Source organism: Ruminococcus sp. MCC718 (assembly GCF_018783905.1).
Lineage (GTDB): Bacteria > Bacillota > Clostridia > Lachnospirales > Lachnospiraceae > Hominisplanchenecus > Hominisplanchenecus faecis.
In genome coordinates, this window is sequence record NZ_WQNP01000171.1 from 54,649 (window position 1) to 74,922 (window position 20,274).

A 20,274-nucleotide genomic window follows, 5' to 3' on the forward strand; every position below is an offset into this window, starting at 1 on the left:
ACTCCTTATCTCAAAGGATTTTCATTTCCCTGAAACTGGCATAACACCGATCTCCCACAATAATATGATCCAGAAGACGTATCCCAACCAGCTCACCGCCAAGTGAAATCCTTTTTGTAAGGCTTTTGTCCTCTTCACTCGGAGTCGGATCTCCACTTGGATGATTGTGCAGAAGTATAATAAAAACCGCATGATGCTGCAGGGCCAGCAAAAAAATCTCACGCGGCGTAATGACAGAACAGTTTACACTGCCCTTGGATATGGATTGCCTCGCAAGAAGACGGCATTTTGTGTCAAGCATCAGAAGAATCATCTGCTCCTGCTCCAGATGACGCATCTCCTCCATAAAATAATCTGCAATGCTGGCAGCATCTTTGAAGTTCAGGGCACTCCAGGCGGATTGACCGGCAATCCTTCTGGAAAGCTCCGCAATACATTTGAGCTGTACTGCTTTTACTTCTCCGATACCGCGTATCTGGCATAACTGTGGAATTGTCATATGATACAGGCCAAGAAGTCCATTTCTTGGTGCTCCTGCATCCAATATTTTTCTGGAAAGTTCCAATGCATTGATCCCCTTTGATCCTGTACGCAAAATAACGGCGAGAAGCTCTGCATCACTTAGCACTTCCGCACCTTTGTTTATGCATTTTTCATATGGCAATTCATCTGCCGGCAGTTCTGTCATTTTACAGTTGTTTTCTTTCATAAAATACAACCGGCCCTCTTGTCCCCCTGATACCCGTATCGCAGTATCCATTTTCTTCCGATAGGCTATTGTATCATAAATAGTGCGAAGTGTACACACTATTTAATCTTAAATTTTTTTAAAATAGCTTCCGCAACCTTCAGTCCATCCATGGCTGCGGAAGTGATCCCGCCGGCATATCCTGCTCCTTCCCCGCATGGATAAATACCGGAAATGCTGCTCTCCAGCGTCTCTTTTTCCCGCTCGATCCGCACAGGTGAAGACGTTCTGCTCTCTACTGCGGATAAAATCGCGTCTCCTCTGTCAAATCCTCTGATCTTTCTTCCAAAGACTTTGACCGACTGCTCGATTGAATCTCCGATCTCTTTTGGAAAACAGTCTCTTACATTTCCGAATGTCCATGCTCCTTTCATGGAAGGCGTGGTTTCTCCAAGTGATTCACTGACCTGCTTTTTGCAGAAATCATGATACAGCTGCACAGGGATCTTCCCATCTCCGGCTTCATATGCCGCCGCTTCCAGTTTTCTCTGAAATTCTACGCCGGCAAGCACATCATCTCCCGGGAAATCTTTCGGTGTCACCGTAACAACAATGGCACTGTTCGCATTGTCACCATTTCGGCTGTGATAACTCATACCATTAACGGCAAGTTTTCCTTCCTCGGAAGAAGCATTTACGACATATCCGCCAGGACACATACAAAAAGAGTATACACCTCGTCCGTTCGGAAGTTGACAGGTCAGCTTGTAATCTGCTGCCGGAAGCGTTCCCCGCTCTTTTCCGTACTGGGACTGATCGATCAGATGCTGCGGATGTTCCATGCGGACACCGACCGCAAAAGCTTTCGGTGACATAGAAAACTGTCTTTTTTTCAACAGTGCAAACGTGTCTCTCGCACTGTGACCGATTGCCAGAACGGCCGCCTCACATTCCAGCCGTTCCGCTCCATTGATGATCAGTGCCCGAAGTTGTCCTTTCTGGATTTCAAAATCGGTGACCTGTGCTTCAAAACGCACGTCTCCTCCAAGACGCAGGATCTCTTTTCTGATATTTTTAATGACTTCCCTGAGAAGATCGGTTCCGATGTGTGGTTTGTTCATCCACAGGATTTCTTCCGGTGCACCGAATTCCACAAAGGTTTTCAATACAAACGTATTTCTTCCGGTGGCATCTTTTACGGCTGTATTCAGTTTTCCATCCGAAAAAGTGCCGGCTCCGCCTTCTCCGAACTGGATATTGCTTCGTTCATCCAGTTGCCCTGTTTGCCAGAATGTTTCAACCATCTCCTGTCTGCGGTCGACATCCATGCCTCTCTCTAAAAGAATCGGTGCAAAACCGGTTCTTGCAAGAGAAAGTGCACAGAAAAGCCCCGCAGGCCCCATGCCGATCACAACCGGACGATGTTTGAATGGAATTGTGCCGCTCTGCTCTGGGGCGTAGATGACTTCTTTTGCTCTGGTAACTTTGTTGCTTTTACATCTTCGCAGTATTTTTTCTTCGTCATTTACTTCCACATCTACCGTATAGACATAATACAGTTCCGGTTTCTTTCTCGCATCCAGAGAACGTTTGCAGATCCGAAGATTCTGAATTTCTTCCTCCCGGATGCGAAGTTCTTTTGCTGCGGCGTGTTTCAATCCCTGTTCTCCTTTTTCCGCATTTCTCTTTATCTGTGAAATTCTAAGCATTCTGTTCTACCTGTCCTTTCTGATCGTTTGCTGCATGATATCCTGCCAGGTAACCGCTGCTCCAGGCCCATTGCAGATTATAGCCGCCGCAGGCACCATCTACATCCAGAATCTCCCCGGCAAAATAAAGTCCCGGCACCTTTTTCGATTCCATGGTCTTTGCATTTACAAAAGCAGTGTCAATACCACCGGCACAGACCTGTGCATACTCAAACGAACGTGTACCGGTTACTGTAAGACGCAGATCAGATACCAGAGAAAGAATCTTAAGAAACGATTCTTCCTGCAAAATTTCACCCGCTTTATATCCAGTCTGTTTCAGCAGCAGAGCGGCCAGTTTCTGTGGAAAGATCCCGGACAGAAGATGCTCTGCCTTTTTATTTGTCTGTTTTTGGTATATTGCAAGAAGATGCTGTCTGTTCACCTGCGGAAGCAGATTGAGAGAAATCTGCACGTTTTTCTTTTCTAAAAGTCCAAGTGCTGCAAAACGGCTGACCTGAAAAACCACAATCCCGGAAATTCCATACGATGTCCACTGCAGTTCTCCTTCCGATTCAGCCGCCTTTTTTCCATCAAGAAAAAGCCTTACTTTCGCCGGGCTTCGAAGTCCGGCAAGTGCATGGAAAGCAGCTTCTTTTGTCTTTAACGGAACCAGTGCCGGAACGATCTCCGTAACCGGATGGCCAAGTTTTTCTGCCAGATGATAGCCGTCCTCACACCCGCCAAGTGTCTGTGCTGCCTTTGATCCGCAGGCAAGAATCACAACATCTGCCTCGTATTGCCATCCTTCTGTTTTCACAAAAAAACCTCCCTTTTTTTGTGGCAGAATATCAATAATGCGTTCCCGTGTTTTTATTTTCACACCACGCTCACGCAATACATCCAAAAAAAGCGTCTGCACCGTCTGTGCCTGATCCGTATAGGGATAAACTCCGCCGTTTTTTTCATGCATCAACATGCCAAGTTCTTCAAAAAACTGCACGGTCCGTTCCTGATCAAATGTTTGCAAGGCAGCTTCTGTAAAATCCTGCCCTGTTCCCCGATAGGAAAGCAACGGTTCTCTGGATGCATAAGTCAGGTTGCATTTTCCGTTTCCGGTTGCCAGAAGCTTTTTCCCCGGTTTTTCCTGTGCCTCCAGAACGGTCACTTCTGTATCCGGCCGTTTTGCATGAAAAGCACTCATAAATCCTGCTGCCCCTCCGCCTGCGACTATAATTCGTTTCATCTGTTTTCTCCCTGTCATCATATTCCTTTTAAAGAGGCAGTCTCACCAGATCGGCATCATAAAGTTTCTGAAGAGACATCAAAATGCCAAGTTTTGCATGCTGCCAGGTAAGTCCGCCCTGGAAATACACGGCATACGGCGGTTTGATCGGTCCGTCTGCACTCAGCTCAATGGAAGATCCCTGAACAAAAGCTCCCGCTGCCATGATCACATCGCTGTCATAGCCTGGCATTGCCCACGGCTCCGGTGTCACGTAGCTGTCTACCGGTGCTGCTGCCTGGATACCGCGGCAGAATGCGATCACACCTTCTGCTGTTCCAAGCTCCACAGCCTGAATGATATCATGACGGCTTTCAGAACCATTCGGGACTACCGGAAATCCACATGCTTCGTAAATGTTTGCTGCAAAAATGGCACCCTTTAAAGCTCCGGCTGTAACGGTCGGTGCCAGAAAAAATCCCTGATAAAAAGAATTTAAAATACCAAGGGAGGCTCCGACCTCTTTGGCAAGTCCCGGAGACGTCAGACGGCAGGCTGCATTCTCCACACATTCTTTCTTTCCGACGATATAACCGCCGACTGGTGCCAGTCCGCCGCCCGGATTCTTTATCAGAGAGCCGGCCATCATATCCACACCGACATCCGTTGGCTCACTCAGCTCCGTAAATTCACCGTAACAGTTGTCAACCATACATATGATATTTTTTCTTATATTTTTTACAAAAGCAACCGCCTCCCCGATTTTTGCAACCGAAAGCGTCGGTCTGGTCTGATAGCCTTTCGAACGCTGAATCGTCACCACTTTCGTTCGTTCATTGATTGCATTTCTGATCCCGTCAAAATCAAAAGAACCATCCTCCTTTAAATCCACCTGTGCGTAAGAGACTCCATATTCGGCAAGAGAGCCTCTCGACGGGCGGATACCGATCACTTCTTCGAGCGTATCATACGGCTTCCCGGCGATCGATAAAAGTTCATCTCCCGGTCTTAAATTAGAGAACAGTGCCAGAGCGATCGCATGGGTTCCGCATGTGATCTGCGGTCTTACCAGTGCATCTTCCGTGTGGAATGTATCCGCATATACCTTTTCCAGCGTATCCCTTCCGTCATCGTTGTAGCCATATCCGGTACTTCCGGAAAAATGTTCTGCACAGACACGGTTTTTCTGCATGGCATGCAGTACTTTCAACTGATTGTACTCTGCATTTTTATCGATCGCATCAAAACGTGCCTTTAATTTTTCCTCCGTTTTCTGTCCAAACTCATAAATCGCATCACAGATGCCAAATTCTTCGTACATATTTTTTAATGATTCCATACATGTCTCTCCTGTAAAACTGCAAGCATATACTGCAGAATTTTTTCTTCGTCATATTCAAAAGCATCTTTGTCAACCCAGATCACATCGCGTTCCCGCTTAAACCAGGTGATCTGACGCTTGGCAAAATGTCTCGTATCTCGCTTTAATTTATAAACTGCTTCCTCAAGGGTACATTCTCCGTCCAGATACTCCAGGATCTCTTTATAGCCAAGTCCCTGCATCGAAACCATACCGCGGTGGCACCCCTTTTCCTTCAGCTTTTCTACTTCCGCCACCAGACCTTCTAAAAGCATCTCATCAATGCGGGCATCAATACGCTGGTAAAGACGATCCCGTTTGTCATTCAATACAAAATAGGCAAAGGCATAAGGAGATTCCTTCTGCCGTTCCTGCTCATTGTGCCTGGAAATTGGCTCCCCGGTCTGTTTATAATATTCCAGTGCCCGGATCACACGCTTAACATTATTTGCATGGATCTTCTCGGCGGAAATTGGATCGACTTCCTTTAATTTCTCATGCAGCTTTTCTGCCCCCTGCTCTTTTGCGTAAGTCTCCAACTCTCTTCGATAAGAATCGTCCTCTCCGCTTTCCGTAAAATCAATATCATAAAGCATGGCCTGTATGTAAAATCCAGTCCCCCCTGTGAGGATCGGTACTTTTCCCCTGCTCCGGATATCTTCCATCGCTTCTTTTGCCATCTGTACAAACCGGACAACATGAAATTCCTCATCCGGATCTAACACATCGATCAGATGATGCGGAATTCCTTTTTGTTCTTCCGGCATGATTTTTGCTGAGCCAATATCCATGCCGCGGTAAACCTGCATGGAATCTGCTGAGATGATCTCCCCGTTCACACGCTCTGCAAGAGACAGAGAAAGTGCCGTTTTCCCGACCGCCGTCGGTCCGGTCAGAATGATCAGTGGTTCCTTTGTCATAATATAACTCCCCCCGTTTCTATACAATTCTCTTAAATTTCTTCTCCAGCTCGTATTTCGACATGGAAATGATCGTCGGCCGCCCATGTGGGCAGTTGTATGGATTATCCAGTGTCAGCAGCTCATCAATCAGAGCATGTGCTTCTTTTGTACTCATACGGTGATTTCCCTTGACTGCTGCCTTGCAGGACATGGAAGCCACCTTTTCCAAAACACTCTGCGGCGTGCCCCTGACCGACTGGTCTACCAGGTCATCTAAAATCTCCAGAAACAGAGAACGCTCCGTAATGCCGAACAGATTGTCCGGAATTGCACTGAGGGCATATTCCATGCCGCCGAACGGTTCTATCTCAAAGCCAAGCTTTTCAAAAACATCCATGTGCATTTTTAAAGCTTCCTCCTCTTTGAGACTCAGCGTCAGAATGACCGGCGGACTGATCCGCTGCGACGTAAACGTATGATCTTTTAATCGTTTCATTGTCTGCTCATATAAAACCTTTTCATGAGCCGCATGCTGGTCGATCAGATACATCTTATCCTGAAACTGCACGATCCAGTAAGTATCGAACACTTGTCCGATGACCGTATGCTGCTTCACGTTCTGCTGCGATAAAAGCCTATCATCAAAAAGCTCCATCTGTTCTGCTTTCTGAATCTCTCTGGTGATTTCCTGTTCGAACGGTTTCTCTGGTTTTTCTGCTGTTTCAGACACTTCTCCTTTTTCGGTTTCTGGTACGCTCTTTGATGCCGGCTCTGTATTTTGTTTCTGGAACATCTGCGGCAGCGGACGTGGAGCTTTTTCTGTTTTTGGCAGCTCTGCCTTTGTCTGATCCTGCGTAGAAACTGGATTCTGCATAGAAACTGCCATCTGCTTGGAAGCATGTACAACAGCCGGATCAGATGTGGCTGTATGCAGATTTCCGTACGAAGGTGCACTCTCCCGTATCACACGTGTCGTAAAAGAGGACTGTGGTTTTGCCTTTGGGATCTGAAATGGCTCCGGAACCTGTGCCGGCTTCTTATATTTTGGCAGTTCTGCCTTTTTCGGCTCCCTCTCCACACCAACATCCGGGATCAGTTCTCTGGATGAGAGTGCCTGCCGTACAGTATCATATACGATCTGGTAAATTTCTTCCTGATTGGAAAAACGCAGTTCCAGTTTGGTCGGATGAACGTTGACATCCAGAAGGTCCCCCGGTATCGTAAAGTGCAGTGCCGTGAACGGATATTTATGCTGCATCATAAATGTTTTATAGGCATCCTCAATCGCCTTTGTGATGATCTTGCTTTTTACATATCTTCCATTAACAAAATAGTTTTCAAAATTGCGGTTGCCTCTGGAGATCACCGGCTTTCCGACAAATCCCTCCAGCCTGCCAAATGCTCCTTCTGCTTTTACCGGAAGCAGATTGGCCGCAATATCCCTTCCATAAATACCATAAATAATATCCTTCAGGTTATGATTGCCTGATGTGTGCAGCCTGGTCTGTCGGTTATTAATAAATTTGAATGCGATTTCCGGATGCGAAAGAGCCATGCGTTCCATCAGTTCGCTGATGTATCCAGCCTCTGTCATCGCAGATTTTAAAAACTTTTTTCTTGCCGGTGTATTATAAAAAATATTATTGACCAGAAAGGTCGTTCCATCCGGTGCTCCAATCTCTTCTGTTAAAATCTCCTGTCCGCCCTCAATGCGGTATCTGGTCCCGAGCAGTGTGCCGGCCGTCTTGGTGATCACTTCCACCTGGCAGACTGCGGCAATGCTCGATAACGCCTCACCGCGAAATCCAAGCGAAGATACAGAAAGCAGATCCTCCACTTTCGTGATCTTGCTGGTCGCATGACGCAGAAAAGCGGTTGAAATCTGATCCTTTGCAATGCCCTCGCCGTTATCGGTGATCCGGATCAGTGAGATCCCGCCGTCTTTGATTTCAGCCGTCACAGCAGTCGCTCCGGCATCGATGGCATTTTCTACCAGCTCTTTGACCACAGAAGAAGGTCGCTCGATTACCTCTCCTGCTGCAATTTTATCAATGGTACTTTCATCTAATACTGCAATATTCTTCATACTATCATCCCTGTACGCCTGTTACACTCCAACGGTTTTTCAGTTTGCTCTGCAGACGGTTCAATGTATTTAATGCTTCCAGCGGTGTCATGGAAGCAATCTCCATCTCACTTAATTCTTTTAAAATATCCTCATCTTTTGCAGTGTCAAACAGTGCCATCTGCCCCATATCAACCTGATCGTAGGTTTTGGGACGGTTGCGGACTTTTGTCGCTGTTTTTGCCTGCGGTGCACTGCCTGCTGCCTCAATTTCTTTTGCACGCTCTGTGATATCCGCATCACTTAATTCTTCTACCAGCTCTTTGGCACGTTCGATCACGGAATCCGGAACACCGGCAAGTTTTGCGACCTGGATACCATAACTCTTATCCGCACCGCCTTTTACAATCTTTCGAAGAAATACAATATCATCGCCCTTTTCTTTTACAGCAATGCAGTAATTATTCACACCCGATAATTTGCCCTGCAATTCGGTCAGTTCATGGTAATGCGTTGCGAAAAGCGTTTTTGCCCCGAGAAGTCTTGTATTTGCGATATGCTCAACCACCGCCCAGGCAATCGAAAGCCCGTCAAAAGTGCTCGTTCCGCGTCCGATCTCATCCAGGATCAGAAGACTGTTCGAAGTTGCATTTCGAAGAATATTGGCAACCTCTGTCATTTCCACCATAAAAGTGCTTTGTCCGCTTGCCAGGTCATCGGAAGCTCCGACCCTTGTAAAAATACGGTCCACAATGCCGATCTTCGCAGAAGATGCCGGAACAAAGCTACCGATCTGAGCCATCAAAACAATCAGGGCACTCTGACGCATGTATGTTGATTTACCTGCCATGTTTGGACCGGTAATGATAGAAATACGATTTTTGCTGTTGTCAAGGTAAGTATCGTTTGCAATGAACATATCGTTTTCGATCATCTGTTCAACTACCGGATGACGGCCGTTCTTGATATCGATCACGCCTTTTTCATTCATTTTCGGGCAGACATAGTTATTACGTTCCGCAACCAGTGCCAAAGAAGCGAAGACATCGATCGCCGCTACTGCTTTTGCGGTCTTCTGAATGCGTTCTACCTCTTTTGCGATCTGTTCCCTTACATCGGAAAACAGATTGTATTCCAAAGAAAAGAGCTTGTCCTCCGCTCCGAGAATGATGTCCTCCAGCTCTTTTAATTCCGGCGTGATATAACGTTCAGCATTTGTGAGTGTCTGTTTTCTTGTATAGTAATCCGGAACCATATCTTTAAAAGAGTTTGTCACTTCCAGATAATAGCCAAACACCTTGTTGTATTTAATCTTCAGGTTTTTGATGCCGGTATTTTCACGTTCTTTGGCTTCCAGCTGTGCCAGCCAGGTCTTGCCTTCTGTCTTTGCGGCACGCAGACGGTCGATTTCTTCGTTATAGCCTTCTTTGATGATACCGCCGTCTTTAATCTGGATCGGCGGCTCCTCCATAATTGCCCGGTCGATCAGATCACACACATCCTGAAGTTCATCCATCTGCTCACATACTTCCACAAGAAGCGGAGATTTCATCGTAGATAAAATGTATTTGATATGCGGCAGCATGGACAGAGATGTGCCGAATGCGATCAGATCTCTTGGATTTGCAGTCTTGTAGCTGATCTTACTGATCAGACGCTCGAGGTCATAGACCGGAGAAAGATATTCTCGCAGCTCTTCCCTGCAGATCGCATTGTCTTTTAATTCTCCGACGGCTTCCAGTCTGTTTGATATTTCTTCCTTGTCGATCAGCGGCTGCTCAATAAAGGAACGCAGAAGTCTTGCCCCCATCGCAGTCTTTGTCTTATCGAGAACCCACAGAAGGGAACCTCTTTTCTGCTTTTCACGTAAAGTTTCGCAAAGCTCCAGATTTCTTCTGGTCGAGCTGTCGATCACCATGTATTTTCCGGCAAAATAAGTATTTAACGAAGTCAGGTTTGCGATCGCTGTTTTCTGTGTTTCCATCAGATACTGAAGCAGTGCACCGGCTGCGATGATCCCGCAGTTCAGCTCACCAAGTCCGAGTCCTGCCAGGCTGGAGACATGAAAGTGGTCCAGCAGTGTCTTCTTACAGCGTTCATCACCAAAATACCAGTTTTCCAGGGCATTAACGGCAATTCCAAGACGGTTTTTCAGATCTTCTACATCCACACCGCTGACAAAAAAGGAATCGTTGCAGATGATCTCGGTCGGTGCAAACTTTGTGATCTCATCTAACAGTTTTCTGCATCCATCCACTTCCGTCACCAGATAATCACCGGTGGAAATATCGGCAATGGAGACGCCAAAACGATCCGCCATGCACACGATCGCCATCAGATAATTGTGCTTTGTCTCATCCATGGCGTTGGTATCCAGATTCGTTCCCGGCGTGACAATGCGGATAACTTCCCGCTTAACCAGTCCCTTCGCCTGCTTTGGATCTTCTACCTGTTCACAGATTGCAACCTTATATCCTTTTGCCACCAGACGGTTCAGATATGTATCTGCAGCATGATAAGGAATGCCGCACATCGGAGCACGCTCTTCAAGTCCGCAGTCTTTTCCTGTCAGTGTGATCTCCAGTGCTTTGGATGCCGTCAGGGCATCGTCAAAAAACATTTCATAGAAATCACCCAGGCGATAAAAAAGAATACAGTCCTTGTACTGTTCCTTTGTCTCCAGATATTTTGCCATCATCGGCGTTACGGAATTTTTTTTATTATTTTTTGCTGTTGTACTCAACGGTCAGACCTCTTTCATCTCATTTCTATTGTTTGTGCCTGTTCTGCACAAAACATGCTTGTACCTCTGTTCTTACTCTGCTTTTACCGCCCAACGCATTTTCGTTGACCTGGCTCTGCCATTCTGTGCACACTCCTGCATGGACGGACGTATCACATCTTTGGCATAGTCCGAATAAATACCTGCTTTGTATCCGGCCTTCAGTGCTTTTTTGACCAGTTTGTCCTCCCCGGAATGGAACGTCAGGATTGCCACACGTCCGCCCGGCTTTAAGGCATCCGGCAGTTTTTCCATAAATTCATACAGAACTTCAAATTCCTGGTTGACATCAATGCGAAGTGCCTGGAACACACGCTGGCAGGTCTTTCGGATCGTATCTTTTTTCTCTTTTTCCGGAAGAAAATCCAGCGTATTTTCGATAACAGTCCGCAGTTTTGTTGTGCTATCGATGCGATTCCCTTTGCGGATCTCATCTGTGATCGCTTTTGCGATCTCTTCGCAGTACGGTTCATCCGAATTTTCATATAACATCCCGGCAAGCTCCTCTCTGCTGATCTGATCCAGTCTTTCTGCCGCACTGATTCCTTTTTGCTGATTCAGTCTAAGATCCAAAGGTCCGTCCGCACGGAAAGAAAATCCCCGTTTCGGATTGTCGATCTGCATGGAAGATACACCAAGATCCGCCAAAATAAAATCAAATCCTCCCGCTTCTTTTGCAATCTCATCGATCGTACAGAAATTCTGAAGCTTTATGGTCAGAATCCTTTCCCCAAATCCCTGTTCTTCCAGACGCTTTTTTGTCTTTGCCGACTCTTCCGGATCCACATCCGTAGCATACATATGGCCTTCTCCATGAAGACATTCCATCATTGCCTTTGTATGGCCGCCGTATCCAAGCGTGGCATCAAATCCGGTTTCTCCCGGCTGGATTTTCAGAAAATCCAGGATTTCCTTCACCATAATGGAAATGTGCATACCTGCCGGTGTATTCCCTTTTCGGATCACATGTTCAACCGTATCCTGATATTTTTCCGGATTCAGCTCTTTGTACTTTTCTTCAAATTTTTTCGGATATTTTCCTTTATATCTTACACGCCGTTTGTGCGGCTTTGGTGTCTCCTGCTGCATAAACCTCTCCTTATGTTCATGAATACAGACGTACCCCGCCTTTTCTGACTGAAAAAGCAAAATACGCCTGTTTTCTTCGATCTGTTTCTTTTGGCTTTATTTTGAAATCATCGTTCCCATATAATAAAATCCGCGGCACTCATCCAGATGCACATCGACGATTTTTCCGATCAAGTCTTCTGTACCCTTAAAATGTACCAGCAGGTTGTTGGTCAGTCTTCCGGTGACAAGGGACGGATCATGGTCATTGACATCTTCCACCAGAACATCCATCGTCTGTCCCTCAAATCTTGCACAGCGTTCTCTCGAAATTTCCTGTACTTCTGCAAGCAGACGGTCAAAACGGTCTTTCACTACATCATCCGGAATCTGATTTTCCATAACAGCTGCAGGGGTTCCGGTACGCTTGGAATAGATAAAGGTAAACGCACTGTCATACTGCACTTCTTTTACCACTTCCATCGTCTCCAGAAAATCTTCTTCTGTTTCACCCGGGAAGCCGACAATAATATCCGTTGTCAGAGAAATATCAGGAAGTGCCGCCCGAAGTTTTCGAACCAGTTCCAGATAACGTTCTTTTGTATAATGGCGGTTCATTTTCTTTAAAATAGCACTGCTGCCGGACTGCAGCGGCAGATGAAAATGCGGACAGATTTTCTTTGATTCTTTCATAACCTCAATCAGTTCATCCGACAGATCCTTTGGATGAGAGGTCATAAAACGGATCCGCTTCAGGCCTTCTACCTTTTCTGCTTCTCTTAAAAGAGCTGCAAAAGTCATCGGCTGCTCCAGATTTTTGCCGTAAGAATTGACATTCTGTCCAAGAAGCATCACTTCCACAACGCCATCTGCAACCAGCCTTTCAATCTCACGAAGGATATCCTTCGGCTCACGGCTTCTCTCACGTCCTCTGACATATGGAACGATACAGTAACTGCAGAAATTGTTGCAGCCAAACATAATATTGACACCGGATTTGAACGGATATTTTCGCTCCACCGGAAGCTCCTCTACAATCTGCGTGGTATCTTTCCAGATATCGATCACCATACGTTCAGAGATCAGTCTGGTGTAGATCAGCTCTGCAAACTTAAAAATATTGTGTGTTCCAAAAATCAGATCCACGAAACGGTAGCTCTTTTTCAGTTTTTCTACAACTTCCGGCTCCTGCATCATACAGCCGCACAGACCGATCAGCATATGCGGATTTTTCTTTTTCATGCTGTTTAAAGCTCCGAGTCGTCCGTAAACTCGCTGATTTGCATTCTCACGGACCGTACAGGTATTGTAGATCACAAAATCTGCATGTTCGTCTTCTGTCATTACATAACCGATCTTCTCCAGAATACCGATCAGCTTTTCACTGTCCCTCGCATTCATCTGACAGCCAAAGGTCACCGTGCACGCAGTCAGCGGACGTCCCAGTTCTTCTGCTTTCTGTTTCAGGATGGCACGGGCTTTTTTCATAAAATAATACTGTCTCTGCGGTTCTTCCTGTGGCTCCTGACCATTCTCGTCAATGTTCTCTAATATCTTTTCGAATTCTTCGTTGTTTGTCACTAATTTTCTTCCCTTCTATAATTGCAATAACTTTTTCTAATATAACATACGATATTGCAAAAAGCAACGGAAAGGTCTGCTATACTCTTCTGATTTGCCGTGCTCCAGTCTGCCAGCTTCTGAAAGAAGTACATCGGCAGAAAAATGATTGCTGCTGCCAGAACCAATCTTCCAATATCAAGATCCATATTACAAATCATATACCTGATCATCTCATCTACTCCAATGCAAACATTTTAATTTCTTAAAAATATCTCCCGTCAATTCAACTGCTTTTTCCGTTAAATTTTCTCAGCGTATAACAAACGAACATCTGTTAAACAGATGCCCGTTTGTTATATTATTCTTTACTTTTATCTGATTACTGCTCAGTATATTTTCTGTCTTTCCAGATAAGATACCATGCGATTTTTGCCAATCCAATGGCAAGGAAAAATATACCTAATTTTCCTAACATATCTTTCTATTCCTCCGCTCTTGCTTCCAGGTATTGGCATTATCTATTCCCGTTATCTTTTAACGCACCTGACCGTTTCCATAGATAATGTACTTCGTGGTCGTCAGTGCCGTAAGCCCCATCGGTCCTCTTGCATGGAGTTTCTGTGTACTGATCCCGATCTCAGCCCCAAAGCCAAATTCAAAGCCATCGGTAAATCTTGTGGAGGCATTGACATAGACAGCTGCTGCATCCACTTCTTCAAGAAATTTCTGAGCATTTGCATAATCTCTTGTGATGATCGCCTCGGAATGTCCGGTGTTATAGCGGTTGATATGTGCGATTGCTTCGTCGATGGAAGAAACGGTCTTAACGGAGAGGATATAATCGAGATATTCTTTTCCCCAGTCACTCTCCACAGCCGGAACGATGCCGGAAACGCTTTCCTGTACCTGTTCATCGCCACGGATCTCAACTGATTTTTCATCCAGTTTTGCCTTTAACAGCGGCATCAGTGCTTTTTCCACTTTTTCATGTACCACCAGTGATTCACAGGCATTGCAGACCCCGATCCGCTGTGTCTTTGCATTGAAGATGATATTGACGGCCATGTCAAGATCTGCACTTTCATCGACATAAATATGGCAGTTCCCTGTTCCGGTCTCGATCACCGGAACGGTACTGTTCTCCACAACAGCACGGATCAGTCCCGCACCGCCTCTTGGGATCAGAACATCCAGAAAATCTTTCCGCTTCATCAATGCCGTTGTGACGGCACGGTCGGTATCCTCGATCAGCTGGATCGCATCCTCATCCACTTTGCACGCTCTTAAAGCTTCACGGATCACTTTTACAATGGCAATGTTGGAATGCATCGCATCGCTTCCGCCTTTCAACACGACCACATTTCCTGTTTTAAAGCAGAGTCCGAAGGCATCTGCCGTCACATTCGGTCTGGATTCGTAAATAATGCCAACCACGCCAAGCGGAACACGTTTCTGACCGATCAGCAGTCCGTTCGGGCGTTTTTTCATAGAAAGCACTTCCCCGATCGGGTCTTCCAGCCCTGCGATCTGTATGAGTCCTTCTGCCATCTGGGCAATGCGGTCTTTGGTCAGCAGAAGACGGTCCAGAAGTCCCTGATGCATCCCGGCTTCTTTTCCGGCCTGCATATCTTTTTCATTTTCTGCGATCAGATAATCTGCTTTCTCATTCAATGCATTTGCAACTGCTTCCAGTGCCTGATTCTTTTTTGTTGTCCCAAGCAACTGCATATGCGGCTTCGCAGCCATCGCATACATTCCAATCTCGTCCAGTGTTCGCTTCATTGACAAATCCTCCTTTTTATTTTCCATAAATCATCGTTGGTGTGATCAGCATCTGCGGGCAGATATCATACACATCTGACGGAACCGTTTCTACGATCTGAAAATCCAGTGCCATGGCAACGGTAGCATGCTGTGTATGTCTGCTTAAATAGCGGTCATAAAATCCCTTTCCATATCCGCAGCGGTGGCGATCTTTATCAAACGCCACACCCGGCACCAGAAGCAGTGCCGTCTCATCTGCCGCTTCTTCCAGATTTCTCGTCTCATCCGGTTCCGGTATATTAAAATATCCCGGAGCCACATCATCATAAGAATGAATGTAAAAATATCGCATATCCTCACCGAAAACTTTTGGTGCTGCCACTTTTTTTCCAAGTCTCCATGCTTCTTCAATGATCGGTCTGGTTGATGCTTCTTTGTTGTAATCCATATACACATAAATACAGGAAGCATCCTGAAACTGCGGCAGTGCAAAAATTTTCCCGGCAATCAGAGAACTCTGCTGCTGCACAAATGCTTCACTTGTTTTTGCCCGCTGTGCAAAAACCTGTTTTCTAATGTCCTTTTTTTCCATATTTTTCACCAAGATTTGTAATGCTTCCATCCAGTTCCTGAATATTGATATTGTTCAGCTGTCCGCGAAGGTTTGCCCGGACTGCTTCAATATATTCTCTTCTCAGCACATCGCGTTCTTTTGTCTCGGCACTTGTCAGTCCTTCTGCTTTTGCTTTTCTGGCAAGTTCATTGATTCTTGCTAATTTTTCATCCGTTATCATACTATATTTCTCCTTGTTTTATGATGTGGGTATCAAAAGTCCCCAACTATGATGCCAGAGTCAACTTGCACATTCCCGGCATTATAACATTTTTTCCAGATAATCCATCAAATAAAACTCATCTTTTTTGTGAGAAAGAAAAAGGGTACCGCAGTCCTGTCCTTCGATCACACGATGGATATTTCGGAAATCTTCTCCATTTGCAATGACCATATCCGTGCCTGCTGCGGAAGCGAGCTTTGCCGCTGTCAATTTCGATGCCATACCGCCGGTGCCGACATCGCTTGTAGATGTGCTCTTTCCCATTTTCAGCAAATGGTCATCCAGTTTTTCTACTACATGGATTAATTCCGCATTTGGATTGCTGTTCGGATCATCCGTAAACAGACCGTCAATATCCGACAGCAGGAGCAGCAGATCTGCATCGATCAATGCCGCTACGATCGCAGAAAGCGTATCATTATCACCAAACTGCATCTCATACGTGGAAACCGTATCGTTTTCATTTACAATCGGAATCGCCCCTAATTTTAACAGTTCCTGAAAGGTATTCAGTGCATTAAAACGACTCAGATTGTCCATAACGGTACGTTTGGTCATCAGGATCTGTGCTGCCAGCTGATTGTATTCCGAAAAAAGCTTCTGATAGATCATCATCAGTCTGGCCTGTCCGATTGCAGCACATGCCTGTTTTTCTTTTGTCTCACTTGGTCGGTGTCCGAGACCTGCAGCTCTTCTTCCGACCGCAATCGCCCCCGATGATACCACAATCACATCTTTGCCCATATTATGGAGATCACTGATCTCACGCACCAGAACTTCCAGTTTCGTAAGGTTCAACGCCCCTGTCTCCGGATGAGTCAGGGACGAAGAACCAATCTTTATCACAATTCGCTTTTTATCTTTTAATATTTCTCTGATACTGCTGTTCATGTTTTCCTCCTGAAGTATCATCCATCTGCTGCTCGTCTGCAGATCATTTTCCATGCTATCTTACACCATTTTGTCAGGTACGTCCAGAGGTCAATTGCCCGGATAAAACAGGAAAAAGCGGAAATACTGAAAAAAAGGAGATGAAAAAGATCATGAAACATCGGCCTATTTATTTTGCGGCAGCATTTCTCTTACTTCTTCTGATTTGCACCGCCTACAATTTAAGCTATCACTATATCACCGGAAATCCGCCTTCCGCCGAAAAATCTGCTGATCATGAAAGTGAAACCATACGCTCTGCTCCGGCAAATGCCGGGAATCCGCATCCGGTATATCAATATTATCTTACAGAAGAACAGGGCTGCGTCTCAATTTATCTGGATGATAAAGAAACGTTGTACGAAAACACCAGCATCCGCTTAAGCAGCCTGCCGGACGCTCTGAAAACAGAAATCCAAAACGGAAAATATATCCGGACCGAAAAAGAACTTTATGATTTTCTGGAAAATTACAGCAGTTAGAAAACAGGTCGTGAACATCAAAGCTCACGGCCTGTTTTTACACATGACTGCTATTACAGTATATTCAGCCGAATCAGAAGATCTGCCAGCAGATCACCTTTTGGAAGTCTGCGGATCTCACGCTCCAGGATACCGCCAAGTTTTACAAGACAGATACCATAGACAACAGCTCCCACGCATACCGCCAGGATCGTTGAGATCGTATTTCCGGCAAACAGATTTAACACTCTGTGTACCAGATATGCGGCAATGCCCATCACACCGGCCGCGATCACCGGAACCAGGAAGGTCTTTTTAATCTCCTGGCGATAGTGCAGTTTTTTGCGGATGGAACGTGCATTGAGCAGACAGATGATCAGTCCGAAAATAATGTTTGCATAGACTACTCCATAAATGTTCCATTTAAACTTTACAACAAACAGAACTAAAAATCCAAGATGGATCGCCACGGCTGTCGCTGCATGCACAAGCGGTGCCTGCATCTCACCAAGTCCCTGTAAAATACCGGTGGTAAGCGTAGACAGTGCCAGAAGGACGGTCAGAAGTGCTCCGCTTTGCATAATGCCTGCCGCAAGGGCCAGACTGTCGTTGTTTCCGTAGAGCATCATCATGATTGGTCTTGCCAGTGCCGCCATACCGACTGCACACGGGATTGTAAATACCATGGTATAGCGGATCGTATCGCGGGTCCGAAGTCCGGCTTCCCGTAAATCATTGTTCGCCATCGCCTCTGTCAGAGCCGGTACAACCGAAGGTGCCAGACAGGATGCGATCGACAGCGGGACGTTCATCAACACGCGGAATTTACCGCTGTAGATGCCCCAGACGGTTGCATACTGTTTCTGGGTAAATCCCATGCCTGCCAGAATGTGGTTGAACACGCCCTGGTCGATGATCGTGCTGATATTATATACCAGCGTACTGAGCACGATTGGAAGAATAGTGTAAGTAATCGCACGGTAAATGGCACGGTCAGATTCTCTTCTTCTTGTTTTGTCCTTTTTCATGCGGCGTTTGAAACCGTTACGATAGCCAAGATAGATCACTATCATAAACAGCAGTGCCACACCGACGCTGGCGACCGTTCCAAATGTACCTCCTGCTGCTGCAAGTGCGGTTCCAAGCTCCGCATCGCCTTTTTTCTCACCAAGCTTCAGGCCGTACTGCAGCATCACATAAGCACCGGCTACCGAAACGATGGCATTGATGATCTGCTCAATGATCTGCGACACCGCTGTCGGGACCATCGTACCGTGTCCCTGGAAGAATCCACGCAGTACACCGGTCAGTGCAAAAAGAAAGATCGCCGGTGCAAGGACACGAAGTGCATAGCTTGCAAGCTCCACCCCCATCACATACTTGGTGATCACACCGCCAAGCAGGAAAGTCAGAATGGAAAGAATACCGCCTGTCACGGCCGCAAAACGCAAGGAACAGATCAGAACCTTGTAGGAATTTTTCACTTCTCCTGCATACTCCCGCTCTGCTACCAGCCTGGATACAGCAAGCGGAAGGCTGAAAGAAGAAATCATCAGGATAATAGTATAAATCTCATTTGCGGTAGAATAATAACCGTTTCCGTCATCCCCCAAAATGTGAGTGAGCGGAATACGGTAGATCATACCGATTGCTTTTGCGACAAAGGAGGCGATTACAAGAATCGTCCCCTGTGCCAGAAAATTTGTTTTGCTTGAACTCTTTTTACTCATATTTTATCATACCTCTTTGTTCCCGCGGGCAGCGAACCAGGCAGACGCACCTGCGACGGGGTATATTTTCTGTATTTTTTTATTCGATCACGATCTGGTCTTCTTTTGTATCATAAACAACACATACCCAGGTCTTTCCCTGATTGATGGTGATCTCATTTCCATCTTCATCAAAATAACGTGCCGGACTCTCAATATCATCCTTGGTCCAGGTACATTTTTCGTAAGTTCCCTTTGTGAAGACATACGCGGTACCGCCTTTTTCTGCCTCGATGGCAAGGTATCCGTGATCATCCAGCGGATAACATTCGCAAAGCTGGAAAATGACATTATCGTATTTCAGCTGATCTCCGGTCAGCTGATCGATCTGTGCGTCGCCATACTGATAACGATAGTATACACCTTCATCTGCATTATAGTCAAACCACGGTTCATTTACTTCATATCCCGGTTCAATATGGGTTGCCGGATCTGTAAAGGTGACGGTCTGATCATCGCCCGCAAACTGATAATGACCATCGTAATCCTTATCATACTCTCGGCTGTAACACAGTTTTTTTGTCGCTTCGATCAGACGGTCGGCACTGGTATAACAGTTGTGCGGAGACGGTCTGTCATCCGTGCGGTAAAACGTCTCTTCTCCGGCATATCCATAAAGCTGTCCAAATCCCTCCTGTGAAGAAAGTCCGCTGATGTTGTCAATGTTGCTGTTCAGAATCTCACACGCATAAACAGCCTGTCCGTAATGTACATACAATGCATCAAATTCTTTTGCAAAATGCACATAATACTCACGGCAGCTTCGAACAGAACCAATCTTCTCCATCCCGTCATAGTCTTCAAAAATACCCATCAGTCTTGTGATCGCACCTTCTACCGGAGCTTCGTATACCACATCGGCACGTTCGATACCGGCCTGCGGAATGGCACCGTAAATGTTATTGAGCATGATCGCATACGGTCTTTTCCGACCGATCTTTTTATCAACGATCTTTCCGGTCAGGTAGCTGCGTACTTTTCCTTTCGGCAGTGCCTCTCCCTGATCAAACGTTCCCGCTTCGGTTGCAACCGTTTCGGTTTCCGTTTCAGTCTGCGTTTCCGTCTGCGTCTGTGTCTGTGTCTCGGTTTCCGGTGCTTTCTGTGCACAGCCTCCAAGTACGGCACTTGCCATCAGTACAGCCGCCAGAACTGCTAATTTCTTTTTCATTCTTT

17 protein-coding genes are annotated in these 20,274 nt (G+C 46.0%); 1 reads left to right on the forward strand and 16 read right to left on the reverse strand.

Going from position 1 to position 20,274, the window contains the following annotated elements; translation table 11 throughout:
* Nucleotides 1–10 precede the first annotated feature (10 nt).
* From radC to proB, 14 genes are all read right to left on the reverse strand, one after another.
* Complete coding sequence (gene radC / locus GPK60_RS14015) at nt 11–688, reverse strand: DNA repair protein RadC (RefSeq protein ID WP_248834580.1); 678 nt, start codon at nt 686–688, stop codon at nt 11–13.
* A 119-nt stretch (nt 689–807) separates the two neighbouring features.
* Entirely contained in the window at nt 808–2,397 is a 1,590-nt protein-coding gene (locus GPK60_RS14020; RefSeq protein ID WP_215660795.1) for an FAD-dependent protein, read from the reverse strand.
* Nucleotides 2,390–3,622: an NAD(P)/FAD-dependent oxidoreductase gene (locus GPK60_RS14025; RefSeq protein ID WP_215660797.1), complete on the reverse strand. Its 1,233-nt coding sequence runs from the start codon at nt 3,620–3,622 to the stop codon at nt 2,390–2,392. The genes GPK60_RS14020 and GPK60_RS14025 overlap by 8 nt, the downstream gene beginning before the upstream one ends.
* A 28-nt stretch (nt 3,623–3,650) precedes the next feature.
* Nucleotides 3,651–4,940, reverse strand: coding sequence for a methionine gamma-lyase family protein (locus GPK60_RS14030; RefSeq protein WP_215660806.1), 1,290 nt, complete (start codon nt 4,938–4,940; stop codon nt 3,651–3,653).
* The gene (gene miaA / locus GPK60_RS14035; protein WP_022119788.1) at nt 4,928–5,881 is read right to left on the reverse strand and encodes a tRNA (adenosine(37)-N6)-dimethylallyltransferase MiaA; all 954 of its coding nucleotides are present in this window, start codon (nt 5,879–5,881) and stop codon (nt 4,928–4,930) included. The genes GPK60_RS14030 and miaA overlap by 13 nt, the downstream gene beginning before the upstream one ends.
* A 19-nt stretch (nt 5,882–5,900) precedes the next feature.
* Nucleotides 5,901–7,949, reverse strand: a complete 2,049-nt coding sequence (gene mutL / locus GPK60_RS14040) for a DNA mismatch repair endonuclease MutL (RefSeq protein WP_215660808.1) — start codon at nt 7,947–7,949, stop codon at nt 5,901–5,903.
* Between the two features lie 4 nt (nt 7,950–7,953).
* Complete coding sequence (mutS, locus tag GPK60_RS14045) at nt 7,954–10,626, reverse strand: DNA mismatch repair protein MutS (RefSeq protein ID WP_173897131.1); 2,673 nt, start codon at nt 10,624–10,626, stop codon at nt 7,954–7,956.
* A gap of 117 nt (nt 10,627–10,743) precedes the next feature.
* Nucleotides 10,744–11,799 carry a 16S rRNA (cytosine(1402)-N(4))-methyltransferase RsmH gene (gene rsmH / locus GPK60_RS14050; RefSeq protein WP_147631472.1) on the reverse strand — a complete coding sequence of 352 codons (1,056 nt, stop codon included), beginning with the start codon at nt 11,797–11,799 and terminating at the stop codon, nt 10,744–10,746.
* Nucleotides 11,800–11,895: 96 nt separating this feature from the next.
* Complete coding sequence (gene miaB, locus GPK60_RS14055) at nt 11,896–13,266, reverse strand: tRNA (N6-isopentenyl adenosine(37)-C2)-methylthiotransferase MiaB (RefSeq protein WP_215660889.1); 1,371 nt, start codon at nt 13,264–13,266, stop codon at nt 11,896–11,898.
* Between the two features lie 92 nt (nt 13,267–13,358).
* Complete coding sequence (locus tag GPK60_RS14060) at nt 13,359–13,571, reverse strand: hypothetical protein (protein ID WP_022118622.1); 213 nt, start codon at nt 13,569–13,571, stop codon at nt 13,359–13,361.
* A gap of 304 nt (nt 13,572–13,875) precedes the next feature.
* The gene (locus tag GPK60_RS14065; RefSeq protein WP_173895360.1) at nt 13,876–15,123 is read right to left on the reverse strand and encodes a glutamate-5-semialdehyde dehydrogenase; all 1,248 of its coding nucleotides are present in this window, start codon (nt 15,121–15,123) and stop codon (nt 13,876–13,878) included.
* Nucleotides 15,124–15,139: 16 nt separating this feature from the next.
* The gene (locus tag GPK60_RS14070; protein WP_173897242.1) at nt 15,140–15,697 is read right to left on the reverse strand and encodes a 5-formyltetrahydrofolate cyclo-ligase; all 558 of its coding nucleotides are present in this window, start codon (nt 15,695–15,697) and stop codon (nt 15,140–15,142) included.
* Entirely contained in the window at nt 15,678–15,899 is a 222-nt protein-coding gene (locus GPK60_RS14075; RefSeq protein ID WP_179963772.1) for a DUF896 domain-containing protein, read from the reverse strand. The genes GPK60_RS14070 and GPK60_RS14075 overlap by 20 nt, the downstream gene beginning before the upstream one ends.
* Before the next feature lie 81 nt (nt 15,900–15,980).
* Nucleotides 15,981–16,832 carry a glutamate 5-kinase gene (proB, locus tag GPK60_RS14080; protein WP_022118626.1) on the reverse strand — a complete coding sequence of 284 codons (852 nt, stop codon included), beginning with the start codon at nt 16,830–16,832 and terminating at the stop codon, nt 15,981–15,983.
* Nucleotides 16,833–16,984: 152 nt separating this feature from the next.
* On the opposite strand from proB, the gene GPK60_RS14085 reads away from it, so the two are divergent.
* On the forward strand, nt 16,985–17,353 hold the full coding sequence (locus GPK60_RS14085) for a hypothetical protein (protein ID WP_173865598.1): 369 nt from the start codon (nt 16,985–16,987) through the stop codon (nt 17,351–17,353).
* A gap of 53 nt (nt 17,354–17,406) precedes the next feature.
* Here GPK60_RS14085 and GPK60_RS14090 read toward each other — a convergent pair whose 3' ends face one another.
* Both GPK60_RS14090 and GPK60_RS14095 read right to left on the reverse strand, forming a co-directional pair.
* A complete protein-coding gene (locus GPK60_RS14090) occupies nt 17,407–19,062 on the reverse strand; it encodes a polysaccharide biosynthesis protein (RefSeq protein WP_215660810.1) in 1,656 nt (551 codons plus the stop codon).
* A gap of 79 nt (nt 19,063–19,141) precedes the next feature.
* On the reverse strand, nt 19,142–20,269 hold the full coding sequence (locus GPK60_RS14095; protein ID WP_022118629.1) for a DUF3048 domain-containing protein: 1,128 nt from the start codon (nt 20,267–20,269) through the stop codon (nt 19,142–19,144).
* Nucleotides 20,270–20,274: the final 5 nt, after the last annotated feature.